This window comes from Paenarthrobacter aurescens (assembly GCF_041549525.1).
In the GTDB taxonomy this organism is placed as follows: domain Bacteria; phylum Actinomycetota; class Actinomycetes; order Actinomycetales; family Micrococcaceae; genus Arthrobacter; species Arthrobacter aurescens.
Window position 1 is genome coordinate 3,449,360 of the sequence record NZ_CP157456.1, and the last position, 12,225, is coordinate 3,461,584.

The 12,225-nt window shown below is 61.9% G+C and carries 11 protein-coding genes; 5 read left to right on the forward strand and 6 right to left on the reverse strand.

The window, feature by feature from the left end; translation table 11 throughout:
* Positions 1-38: 38 nt before the first annotated feature.
* On the forward strand, positions 39-1,055 hold the full coding sequence (locus tag ABI796_RS15960; RefSeq protein ID WP_141281074.1) for an asparaginase: 1,017 nt from the start codon (positions 39-41) through the stop codon (positions 1,053-1,055).
* A gap of 21 nt (positions 1,056-1,076) precedes the next feature.
* Positions 1,077-1,475, forward strand: coding sequence for a sterol carrier family protein (locus ABI796_RS15965; protein ID WP_141281072.1), 399 nt, complete (start codon positions 1,077-1,079; stop codon positions 1,473-1,475).
* A 69-nt stretch (positions 1,476-1,544) separates the two neighbouring features.
* Here ABI796_RS15965 and ABI796_RS15970 read toward each other — a convergent pair whose 3' ends face one another.
* The 5 genes from ABI796_RS15970 to ABI796_RS15990 all read right to left on the reverse strand — a co-directional run bounded on the left by ABI796_RS15970 (position 1,545) and on the right by ABI796_RS15990 (position 7,607).
* The gene (locus tag ABI796_RS15970) at positions 1,545-3,032 is read right to left on the reverse strand and encodes a cation:dicarboxylate symporter family transporter (protein ID WP_141281070.1); all 1,488 of its coding nucleotides are present in this window, start codon (positions 3,030-3,032) and stop codon (positions 1,545-1,547) included.
* A 178-nt stretch (positions 3,033-3,210) separates the two neighbouring features.
* Positions 3,211-4,236, reverse strand: a complete 1,026-nt coding sequence (locus ABI796_RS15975; RefSeq protein WP_246095649.1) for an endonuclease domain-containing protein — start codon at positions 4,234-4,236, stop codon at positions 3,211-3,213.
* Between the two features lie 113 nt (positions 4,237-4,349).
* Positions 4,350-5,117, reverse strand: coding sequence for an SDR family oxidoreductase (locus ABI796_RS15980; protein ID WP_141281068.1), 768 nt, complete (start codon positions 5,115-5,117; stop codon positions 4,350-4,352).
* 35 nt (positions 5,118-5,152) lie between these two features.
* On the reverse strand, positions 5,153-5,923 hold the full coding sequence (locus ABI796_RS15985; RefSeq protein ID WP_141281066.1) for an aspartate/glutamate racemase family protein: 771 nt from the start codon (positions 5,921-5,923) through the stop codon (positions 5,153-5,155).
* Between the two features lie 118 nt (positions 5,924-6,041).
* A complete protein-coding gene (locus tag ABI796_RS15990; protein WP_141281064.1) occupies positions 6,042-7,607 on the reverse strand; it encodes an NCS1 family nucleobase:cation symporter-1 in 1,566 nt (521 codons plus the stop codon).
* Positions 7,608-7,897: 290 nt separating this feature from the next.
* Between ABI796_RS15990 and aceE the strand changes: the two genes are divergently transcribed.
* Positions 7,898-10,660: a pyruvate dehydrogenase (acetyl-transferring), homodimeric type gene (gene aceE, locus ABI796_RS15995; protein ID WP_373091717.1), complete on the forward strand. Its 2,763-nt coding sequence runs from the start codon at positions 7,898-7,900 to the stop codon at positions 10,658-10,660.
* Between the two features lie 84 nt (positions 10,661-10,744).
* Here aceE and ABI796_RS16000 read toward each other — a convergent pair whose 3' ends face one another.
* On the reverse strand, positions 10,745-10,936 hold the full coding sequence (locus ABI796_RS16000) for a DUF1508 domain-containing protein (protein WP_024818015.1): 192 nt from the start codon (positions 10,934-10,936) through the stop codon (positions 10,745-10,747).
* 161 nt (positions 10,937-11,097) lie between these two features.
* Between ABI796_RS16000 and nboR the strand changes: the two genes are divergently transcribed.
* On the forward strand, positions 11,098-11,736 hold the full coding sequence (gene nboR, locus ABI796_RS16005) for a nicotine blue oxidoreductase (protein ID WP_141281023.1): 639 nt from the start codon (positions 11,098-11,100) through the stop codon (positions 11,734-11,736).
* 20 nt (positions 11,737-11,756) lie between these two features.
* Positions 11,757-12,224, forward strand: coding sequence for a GNAT family N-acetyltransferase (locus ABI796_RS16010; protein WP_141281021.1), 468 nt, complete (start codon positions 11,757-11,759; stop codon positions 12,222-12,224).
* Position 12,225: the final 1 nt, after the last annotated feature.

Here is a 12,225-nt window from a genome sequence, read left to right on the forward strand (position 1 = left end):
TCATTCACCGGACCCCGCGCGCCCCTAGACTTGGCTGTATGCCCATAAGTTCGCATGAAACGTTCAACGTTGAGTCCGCGGTGGAACTGGCAGTGATCGAACGAAGTGGCTTTATTGAGTCCCGGCACATCGGCGCGGCAGTGGTTCTTGCCGGTGACGGCTCGGTGGTCACCCGTCTTGGTGACATTGATGCTCCCATCCTGGCCCGCTCCACCCTCAAACCTTTCCAGGCCCTGGCCTCCATGCAGTCCGGCGTGCCCCTGCGTGGCGCCCAGGTTGCTGTTGCCTGCGGCAGCCACACAGGGTCCCTGGACCACATGGACATTGTGGAGGGGATGCTCAAAGCCGCGGGCGTGAAGGAAGAAAACCTTCAGTGCCCCACCGCCTGGCCCCAGGACGAGACGGCCCGCAACTGGCTGGTCCGCTCCGAGCGCGGCCAATCCAGGCTGGCTTTCAATTGCTCCGGCAAACACGCAGCATTCCTGTGGGCCTGCACTGAAAACGGCTGGGATCTGCGCAGCTACCTTGAGCCCAATCACCCGCTCCAGCAGCGTGTTCGCTCGGTCATTGAGGAATACAGCGGCGAACCCATCTCCCACCTGGGCATAGACGGTTGCGGCGCACCTGTTGCCGCCATCTCACTGACCGGCCTCGCCCGCGCTTACTCCCGCCTGGCCAAGTCCCCCGGCGACAAATCCTCCAACGCCCGTGCCGCCACCATTGCCACCTCCATGCTGGACTATCCCTGGGCCGTCCAAGGCAAGGGTGAATCCAACACCATCGTCATGGAAGAACTGGATGTCCTGGCCAAAATCGGGGCTGAGGGCGTCCTGGTCCTGGCCACTCCCACCGGCGCAACCGTGGCCGTGAAAATGCTGGACGGGAACCTGCGGGCCACATCCCTGGTGGGGCTCACCCTCCTGGCCGTGAGTGGCGCCGTGGACATCCCGGCAGTTTCGAACGTCCTTGAGCGAGTAGTGGAACCCGTCCTCGGCGGCGGCCACGAGGTTGGCAAGATCAGGCTGGGCCACGCCGTCTCCGCCCTGCTGGACTAGTACTTCTGAGGAGAAATACCCATGGCTGTTGCACGTCGCCGCGTCAATGTTGAGGAAGGCCGCGCCGCGCTGGCAGCCTGGCAGGCCGCCGTCGAGCCTTCCGATGGTGAGCCGGGCGGCCCTGCCGGGCCACCGCCGTCGCGCTCTTTGATTGCGACGGCGGTGCGCTACTCCCTGGAGGAAGTCACCGCCCGCGCACCTGGCAACTCCGTGGAAGTCCGGGTGCCGCCGTTCGGTGTGACGCAGTGCGTGGAGGGGCCGCGCCACACGCGCGGGACTCCCCCGAATGTGATCGAGTGCGACGCCGCCACTTGGCTTTCGTTGGTGACCGGCAGGATTTCCTGGGCGGACGCGGTTTCCGAGCACAAGCTAACGGCATCCGGTTTGCGCGCGGACCTCTCGGACCTGCTCCCCCTCTAAAGAGTTTTTGTACAGCTAATGCCCCTAAGACGACGTCTTAAGGGCATTAGCTGTACAAAAACTATCCGGCTAGTCCGGGCAAATCGGTGTGGACGGTTGGCCTCGCTTGCTCATTTCAAACTGAGGGATGTCCTCGGCTGCCGGGCCGCCCCGGAACTTCGGTGAAGGCTCCTGGCCACCGCTGATGCGTTCGAGTTCCTGCTCCTCAAAGACTTCTTCCTTGCCGAGCATGATGGCGGAATCGTGGTTGGTGATCTCGCCGTTGAAAGCCCGGAGCATGACGCTGCGGTCGAACTGGCCCTCCCACTTGGCCACCACGAACGTCGCCACGCAGTTGCCCAACAGGTTCACCACTACGCGCATGGAGTCCATGAGGCGGTCGGCGCCAAGGAGGAGTGCGACGCCGGCCACCGGGAAGATGCCCAAAGCGGCGGCTGTTGCTGACAGCGCCAGGAAGGACGAGCCCGGAACGCCGGCCATGCCCTTGGACGTCAGGAGCAGCACACCCAGGGCGGCCAGCTGCTGGCCGAGGTCAAGGTTGTGGCCGAAGGCCTGCGCCAGGAACAGCAGCGAAATGGAAAGGTAGATCGCAGCGCCATCCAGGTTGAAGGAATAACCGGTGGGAACAACCAGCCCGGTGGTGGCTCGGGAGCAGCCGGCGTTGGTCAGCTTGGTCATGATGCGCGGCATCACCGCTTCCGTGGAAGCCGTGCCCAGTGCCAGCAGGAACTCTTCCCGCGTGTACTTAAGGAAGGACCACAGCGGAACCCGGGCGAAGCCCCAAGCCACCAGGAACAGCAGGCCGATGAAGATGATCGCTGCGCCGTAGCAGGCGGCTATCAGGAGCGCGTAGGTACTCAATGTGCCAAGTCCGTACTGGCCGATGATGAAAGCCATGGCGCCGAACGCGCCAATGGGAGCAACCTTCATGATCCAGGACATGATCTTGAAGATCAGTTCCAGCACGGTTTCCATGAGGCTGATGACCGGCAGGCACCGTTCGCGGCCAATGACAACTATGGCGGCACCGAAGAAGACTGAGAAAAACAGCACCTGAAGCAGGCTGTTGTTGGCAAAAGCACCGATCACGCTAACTGGAATGACATCCAGGATGAATGCTGCGGCGTCCTTGGGAGGCGCATTGCCGGTCTTGGCATTGAGCGCGTCCTGGGAAAGCGTAGCGGGGTCGATATTAAGGCCAGCACCAGGCTGAACGATATTTCCGACGATGAGCCCGAAGACGAGGGCGAAAAGAGTGGCGCCGGTGAAGTACAGGAGCGCTTTGACCCCGACCCTTCCGACCGCCTTGACGTCGCCCACTGCCGAGATGCCCGTGACAATCACGAGGAAAATCAGCGGAGCGATGATCATCTTGATGAGTTGAATGAATCCATCGCCCAGTGGCCGGAGGGCGGACCCAATGGTCGGCCAAAAATGGCCGATGAGTACACCTGCGACGACGGCGATCAGGATTTGAAAAAAGAGCGACTGGTACAGCCGCTTTTTCTTCTGCGGGGCCGAACTCGCCTTCAGCGCCGCGGAGTCTGGGATCTTCATTGTTCTGAACCAATCAGTTGTGAACAGCCTCACATTTTGTGGGGTTTTTCAAATGTAAGCCTGCTCACACCATTCCGCAAGGGGAAATTCAGTTTCCACAATACGGAAGTCACATTTGGTTTTTTGTACAGATAACGCCCCCATGGGCGACTCATGAGGGCCGGATCTGTACAAAAACTCACGGCCGCCAACCCTGCTTGCGGAGGGCTTGAACCACGCGGGCCACCACCCACTTCCTCCCGTGCTTCATGTCCACCTTGTTGATCTTGACCTGACGCCAGCCGGCCTCTGACACGCGTTGATCCCGGTAAGCATCCAGCGCTTGCTGCTCTGGAGAAAGGTGATGAAGACCCTCGTATTCAAGGCAGGTCCGATACTCCGGGCACCCGAGATCAGTCCACACCGGCCTGCCAAGGGCATCGTCAACCCTGCAGTTAGGGACGAAGACAGGCATTCCGGCATCTTCCAGCATCAAACGCAGCTTCGTTTCAGGAGGAGAATCAACGCCAACACGCAGGAGGTCCAACGCAACGCGGGCCTTGCGGACGCCATGGATACCGTTGGCCTTCTCAACGAAGAGTTGCAGCTCCGGCAAAGAAACCATGGGAACCCGAGGAGGCCCGAACGAGCGTTCGTGTTCGCTGACAATGGCATCGCCCACAACAACCAGATCGTCCAATGGCAGCATCGAGGCCAGATCCACCCATGTCCGCGCAACAGACGTGAGGACAGCGCCCTCCAGGTCTGTGAGATCACCATCCCTTATGGTTAGGCGATGTCCGGCCACTCCCCTGCGCCGAGGCAGCGATCCGTTCCTTGGCCGAGATAGATGGATGAATCGCCCCGGCTCCCTGAAGTGGGGTCCGCTTTTGGGCCCCCAAGGAATAGGCTCGACGACGGCGGTCACCGGGCCGCCGTCGTCGGGCTTGAACTGCGCCCAGGCAGGCAGCGGCAGCCCGAGCACCTCCGCGGCGCTGATATGGCTCAGGAAATCACCCTGCTGAAGGTCAAGATGTGGCCGGGCAACCTCCAGCAGCGTCTGCACTCGCCGCGGCAGGCGGAGTCCCCTGCTGGGCACCAGCAGGTCCGAGGCCCGCAGCCTCTTGGTGGCAACGCCGAGTTCTTCAGCTTCAGCCAAGGTAAAGGCGCGGTCAGAGAGTGCGGGAGGAAGAGAAGATAACGGACGCATGCCCCATTCAGTCATAACGACAGAGGCGTCGGAGAGTTATCCACAGAGCAAACGCTTCAGCCCGGAGTTTTTGTACAGCAAATGCCCCGAAAGGGCCGTTTTAAGGGCGTTATGTGTACAAAAACTCGCTAGCCGCGGCCCACGAACGGCATGCCCGCCGCCGTCACCACCAGTGAACCAACACTGGCCGACGCCGGCATGTTGGCCATCATCAGCACGGCACGCGCAGCGTCATCCACGGGGAACATGGGCTCTACCTTGCGGCTGCCGTCAGCCTGCAGCGCCCCGGATCCGACGCCGATGGTGTCCATGATCTCGGTGCGGGTATTGCCAATATCGATCTGCCCGCACGTGATCCCAAACTTCCGGCCATCCAGCTCGATGCTCTTGGTCAAGCCCGTCATTGCATGCTTGGTGACTGTATAGGCCACGGACCTGGGCCTGGGCGAATGCGCCGAAATGGAGCCGTTGTTGATGATGCGGCCACCCTGAGGCGCCTGGGCTTTCATAGTCCGCACAGCCTCCGCCGCACACAGCATGGAACCGGTGACGTTCACCCGAAGGGTCGCTTCCCACTCGTCCACGCTGATCTCGCCCACGTCCCCGGCCGGGCCGAAGATGCCGGCGTTGTTGAACAGCACATCAACCCGACCCCAGCGTTGGCGAACCTCCCCGAAAAGGCGGGCGACGTCGTCGGGCTCGGTAACATCGCACGGAACCGCCAGCGCGTCCGGGTGATCGCCCGCAGTTTCCAGCAGCTGCGCCTCACGGCGGCCGGCCAAGGCAACGCGGTAACCGTCCGCGAGCATCATCCGGGCAACGGCCCGGCCAATACCGGAACCAGCCCCGGTCACGACGGCGACCCTCGGGTGCGCGGGAGGGCTGGAGTCAGTCATGTGGTTGCCTTTCAAGGAAGTGCGTTTGGCTCGCTTCAGCGTGCGGCGTCAGCCGGCTGGACCGCCGGGGCTGCTGTGGCTTGGGCTGAACTTATCGGCCAGCCTATGACAGTCTTCGGACGCGGTGTGGCATATGTCCTGACCTTGGACGTGGACAATCCAAGGCGGACCAAGGATTCGGCAATGGTGACCGCCGCCGCCACACCGTCCACCACGGGGACGCCGGTGCGCTGGCGGATCTGCTCATCCAGCCCGGCCATGCCACCGCAACCCAGCACGATGACCTCAGCCTTGTCCTGGTGAACCGCCTGTTCGGCCTGGCTCACGATCGTTTCAACGGCACGCTCCGGGTATTCCTCAAGTTCCAGCACCGCCATGCCGCTGGCCCGCACCGAGGCACAGCGGGCGTCCAGGCCCGCAAGTTTGAGGCGGTCCTCGATCAGCGGAACCGCGCGGTCCAGGGTGGTGACCACCGAATACTTGTGGCCCAGGAACATGGCGGTGCTGGCTGCCGCCTCGGTGATGTCAACTACCGGGACGTCCAGGAGTTCCTGAAGGCCTTCACGCCCGTGTTCGCCATAACCGGCTTGGATCACGGCGTCGAACGGTTCCGGATAGTTCACCACCGCATCCATGACCGCGATGGCAGCAAGGTAGCTTTCAAAGTTGCCTTCACAGGAGTCGGCACCGAACCGCGGAGTGATGCCAATGATTTCAGTGCCGGGGGCAGCCGCCGCGCGGGCTTGGGCTGCGATGGAGTCCGTCATGGACTGGGTGGTGTTGACGTTTGCGACCAAGATGCGCATGGGTTTCCTCTCAACGGGCAGCGCCCGCCCTTCGCCGCCAACTCTGGATCCCCTGATGGCAATCAGGGTGAGATCCGGTTGGCTGGGAGGACGGGCAATGCCTTGACGTGTTGGTAAGTCAGTGGGTGCTGGCGACGGCGATCGGCTCGCCGGAGACGTCCTCGTGGACCTGCTTCTTGTCCGCAACAGCGAAGTACGTCAGGGCTGCGACGCCGGCGCCAATAAACCAGGCGAAGGGCGCAGCTGCTGCCAGTCCGGGGATGAAAGCGATGGCAATGGCGAGGCCGGCTGCAGGGATCATCGCGATGATGGCCTTCGGGTTCACGCCGCGCTTGTAGAAGTAGGCGCCCTTGGGATCCTCGGTGTAGAGCTCGGGGACGTTGACTTTGCCGCGGCGGACCAGCCAGTAATCTGCCATGACCACACCGAACAGCGGGCCGAGCAAAGCACCAAGGCCGCCGAGGAAGTACACGATGACGATGGGGTTGTTGTAGAGGTTCCACGGCAGGATGATCAGCCCGATGGTGCCGCTGACCCATGCTGCTTTGCGGAAGTTCAGGTGCCGCGGGAAGAGGTTGGTCAGGGCGTAGACGGGAGCTACGAAGTTGGCCATCAGGTTCACGGCGATGGTCAGAATCAAGAGTGCAAGGCAAGCCAGGACCAGCAGCAGCGTATTGGGGATGCTCTCCACGATGTCCGAGGGGCTCTCGATCACGGTGCCGTTGATCTTGTACTGACCGCCGGCCATCACCACCACAATGGCGCCGAAGAGGAGCATGTTGATGGGGATGCCCCAGAAGTTGCCCTTGACGATGGACTTCTTGGATGTGGAGGAGCGGGTGAAATCGCAGAAGTTCAGGACGAACGTTCCGTAGATGGAGACCCACAGCGCGCCGCCTGCAAAGATGGTCAGCCACATCTCTGTGCCTTCAAGGCCCTTGATGCCGCTCCACTGGATGGCACCCCCGGCTTCAATGAAGACCCACACGGCAATGGCGGCCATGGTCACCAGGATGACGGGACCGGCGAAGGCCTCGTACTTACGGATCATTTCCATGCCGAAGCTGACAATCACCAACTGCACAATCCAGAGCGCCACAAAGGAGAACCAGCCCAGGGTTGAGAGGCCAAGAATGGAGTTGCTGTCCAAGTCCTTCAGGCCCGGAGCCATGGCTACCAGCATGACGCGGAGAACAACCGAGGCCAGGTAAGTCTGGATGCCGAACCAAGCCACGGCAACGGCGCCGCGAACCAGGCTGGCAATTTGTGCTCCCCTGATGCCGAAGCTGATGCGGCTCATGACCGGGAAGGGGACGCCGGTTTTTTCACCCATGAACCCGGAGAAGTTCAGGAGGCCAAACAGGAGGATGGCACCGATGCCCAGTGCTACCAGGATCTGCCAACCACCCAGGCCCAGGGAGAACAGGCCGATGGCGAAGGCATAGTTACCCAGGCTGTGGACGTCATTGGCCCAGAGGGTAAAGATGCTGTAGCTGGTCCACTTGCGGCCTTTGGCCTTGGTGGGCGCAAGGTCGATGTTGTAGAGGCTGGGACTGATGGTACGGCCTGATGCTTCGGAAGCAATGGCGCAGAGGTCAGTGTTTCCCACAACCGGATGGTTGGGGCCACCTGCGCTTGGTTCTCCCGGAGTCTCAGTGACGCCGACTGATGAAGTCGTCTGCATCGTGGATCTCCACTTCGTACTGATTCCACATTGCGGAATCTAGTTATTGAATAGTGAAAGCACTCTATGACTCAGGTCACGTAACGTCAAGGATTCGGGGTGTATGCAGGGTCACATTCGGTTGCTTGAGCGACGCTTTGCCAGTTGACTGTTTTGGTTATGCATTCCGTGTTGACGCTGCCCATCCGCAGACGTAATCTCGAATTGCAGAATTTTATTCTCACAATACGAAATTCCTTGAGCGCCCCCACAGAGCAAGCGCCCAGACATTCAATGAAGAGAGGTTGGACGTGGCTGCAGGAGAAGAGACCTCACACATCCTCAGCGGGTTGACTGCCCAGCTGCCTGATCGTGATCCGGAAGAGACCGCGGAGTGGATTGAGTCCCTTGATGCGTTGATCGCGGAGCAGGGTACCGAGCGTGCCCAGTACATTATGCGTTCGTTGTTGCAGCGTGCCGGTGCGAGGTCGGTGGGTGTGCCGATGGTGACGACCACTGATTATGTGAACACGATCCCGGTGGACCAGGAAGCGGCGTTCCCGGGGAACGAGGAGTTCGAGCGCCGGTACCGGGCGTATATGCGGTGGAACGCTGCGGTGATGGTCCACCGTGCGCAGCGGGCCGATATTGGTGTGGGCGGGCATATTTCCACGTATGCCGGTGCTGCGACGTTGTATGAGGTGGGGTTCAACCACTTCTTCCGCGGCAAGGACCACCCTTCGGGCGGGGACCAGGTGTTTTTCCAGGGCCACGCCTCGCCGGGCATGTACGCCAGGGCGTTCATGGAAGGCCGCCTGACCGAGGAGGATCTGGACGGGTTCCGTCAGGAAAAGTCCAAGGAAGGCCACGCCCTGTCCTCGTACCCGCACCCGCGGCTGATGCCTGATTTCTGGGAATTCCCCACCGTGTCGATGGGTATCGGCCCGATGAACGCGATCTATCAGGCCCAGTCCAACCGGTACCTGCAGAACCGTGGCATCAAAGACACCAGTGACCAGCAGGTCTGGGCGTTCCTCGGTGACGGGGAAATGGACGAGCCCGAGTCCCGTGGCCTGCTCCAGCTCGCCGCGAACGAGAACCTGGACAACCTGAACTTCGTGATCAACTGCAACCTCCAGCGCCTGGACGGACCGGTCCGCGGCAACGGCAAGATCATGCAGGAACTCGAGGCGTTCTTCCGCGGTGCGGGCTGGAACGTGATCAAGGTCGTCTGGGGCCGTGAGTGGGACTCGCTCCTGGAAGCGGACAAGGACGGGGCGTTGGTGAAAATCATGAACGAAACCCCCGATGGTGACTACCAAACCTACAAGGCCGAGTCCGGCGGGTTCGTCCGTGAACACTTCTTCGGTAAATCCCCGCAGACCAAAGACATGGTCGCGGACCTGGACGACGAGCAGATCTGGGGCCTCAAACGCGGCGGCCACGACTACCGCAAGGTCTACGCCGCCTATAAGGCAGCGACCGAGTTCAAGGGCAAACCCACCGTCATCCTGGCCAAAACCGTCAAGGGCTACGGCCTGGGACCGCACTTCGAGGGCCGCAACGCGACCCACCAGATGAAGAAACTGACCATGGAAGACCTCAAAGCCTTCCGTGACCACCTCCGGATCCCCATCAGCGATGACCAGCTCGACGCTGACCTGTACCGTCCCCCGTACTACCACCCCGGCATGGACGCCCCGGAAATCAAATACCTCATGGAACGCCGCGCCGAGCTCGGCGGGTTCGTGCCCGAACGGCGCCGCACCCACACCCCCGTGACCCTCCCGGACGCCAAGTCCTACGAGGTAGCCAAACGCGGATCCGGGAAACAACAAGCCGCCACCACCATGGCCTTCGTGAGGCTCCTCAAAGACCTCATGCGGGACAAAAACTTCGGTGCCCGGTTCGTGCCCGTGGTCCCGGACGAATCCCGGACCTTCGGGATGGACGCGTTCTTCCCCACCGCGAAAATCTACAACCCCAAAGGCCAGAACTACCTCTCCGTGGACCGCGACCTCGTCCTGGCCTACAAAGAATCACCCGCCGGCCAACTGATCCACCCCGGCATCAACGAAGCCGGCGCCGTCGCAGCGTTCACCGCCGCCGGAACCGCCTACGCCACCCACGGCGAACCCCTGGTCCCGATCTACGTGTTCTACTCCATGTTCGGCTTCCAACGCACCGGGGACTCGTTCTGGGCCGCAGCAGACCAAATGACCCGCGGGTTCATCATCGGCGCCACCGCAGGACGGACCACCCTCACCGGCGAAGGACTCCAACACGCCGACGGGCACTCCCCCATCCTGGCCTCCACCAACCCCGCCGTGAAAACCTACGACCCCGCCTACGGCTACGAAATCGGCCACATCATCCGCCACGGCCTCGAACAAATGTACGGACCAGACGCTGACGATGACAGAAATGTCATGTACTACCTCACCGTCTACAACGAACCCATCACCCAACCCGCGGAACCGGAAAACCTCGACATCAACGGACTCCTCAAAGGCATCTACAAACTCGCAGAAGCCCCGCAAACCGGAAACACAGACGGTAACCGGCCCACCGCGAACATCCTCGCCTCCGGCGTTTCCGTGCCCTGGGCACTCGAAGCCGCCCGGATCCTGGCCGAAGACTGGAACGTCGCTGCGAACGTCTTCTCCGTGACCTCCTGGAACGAACTCCGACGCGACGGACTCGCCGCCGAAGAACACGCCTTCCTCAACCCCGGCCAACCCGCCCGCACCCCGTTCATCACCGAACAACTCGCAGGCACCACCGGACCCGTCATCGCCGTCTCGGACTACATGAAAGCCGTCCCCGACCAAATCCGCCAATTCATCCCCAACGACTTCGCATCCCTCGGAGCAGACGGCTTCGGCTTCTCCGACACCCGCCAAGCCGCACGCCGCTACTTCAAAAACGACACCCACTCCATCGTCGCCAAAACCCTCCAGTTGCTGGCGGCGAGAGGTGAAGTTGAGGAGGGCGCGCCGTCGTACGCCATTGACCGCTACAAGTTGCTGGACGTGAACGCCGGCACCACCGGCGGAGCAGGCGGCGACGCCTGACAGCACGCGTAACGAAGGTGGCGGCAGTGTTCGTGAAGAACACTGCCGCCACCTTTTTGCAGCTGCTGGCTTTGTTCACCGGGCCTAGGTGCCCAGGTTCCTTCTATCAACCACAAAGCCGGTTGCCGCATTCTCGCGGACTGCGTTGATACCTGCCACTACTGCCTTCAGACTGGGGAACTGCGGCGACACTGCCACAACCGTTCCATCCTCCGCGGTCAGCCGGAACCGGAATGAGTTGGTTCCTGCCTTGAGAATTTCAAAACTGCCAGCCATTTTCCCCTGTTCTTTCACGCGACGTTGCGTATCCGAGCTGACTTCATAACTCCCTCAAAGACCATAGCGGCCATTTCAGGCCGCCAAAAGCCCTACTGCGCGGTAATTTACAACCGATTTTGGTAGATCTCTTCGAAAGAACCCAAGGAGCTAGAGACCGCATGGATCGCCGCGCGTATGGTGAGGATATGACTGACACCGGCACTGCCCCCACCACGGGCGTGCTTCTTGCTGCGGGCGCAGGAACGCGGCTGGGTCGCGGCCCCAAGGCGCTGCTCCCCTTCCGGGGCAGGACCCTGGTGGAAGTTCTCGCCGACACACTGTTCGACGGCGGCTGCCGCGAGGTGGTGGTGGTACTCGGCGCTGATGCCGACCACGTCCGGAGGAGCACTGATTTGGGCCCTCATGTGGTGGTGGAAAACGAAAACTGGGCCAAGGGAATGGCCGGTTCCTTCCGTGCCGGAATCGAGGCCGCGGCCCCCGGGAACAGCATTATGGTGGCGCTGGTGGACCAGCCCGGGTTAACCCCGACGGCGGTGAGCAGGTTGCTGGGCAGCCACCGTCCCGGCCGGGTCACCGCGGCGGCCTACCCTGATGAGTCCGGCCATCTGAAGCGGAGGCACCCGGTGATTTTCGACGTCGCGCTCCGCTCCGAAGCGGCCGCGGCCGCTCATGGCGACACCGGTGCGCGCTCCTTCCTCAAAGCCCATCCCGGCTTGGTGGACCTGGTGGACTGCAGTGACCTCTGCTCCGGCGAGGACCTGGATACCAAAGCGCAACTGCACCTTTTGGACCACTAGGGGCGGGTAAATTTAGGGACATGATTCGCATTGCCCCTGATGATCCTGCACGCCCTGATGTCCATGCGCTTCTGAGCGAGCACCTGGCTGACATGTTCGCCACTTCCCCGGCAGAGAGCGTCCATGCGTTGGACCACTCGGCGTTGTCGCACGAGTCCATCACTTTCTGGACGGCCCGCGAGGACGGGGTGCTGCTGGGCTGTGGAGCGTTGAAAACGCTGTCCGCCGGGCACGCCGAGATCAAATCCATGCGCACCACTGCCAGTGCGCGCGGACGTGGTGTTGCCACGCTGATGCTTGAGCACATCGTGGCCGAAGCTGCGCGGCTGGGTTACGAACGCCTGAGCCTTGAGACGGGCACCGAGGACTACTTCGCTCCGGCCCGGCGGCTCTACGCCCGGCACGGATTCACGGAGTGCCCGCCCTTTGCCGACTACACCCTGGACCCCAACAGCGTGTTCATGGAGCTCGCCGTCTCAGCCAAGTAGA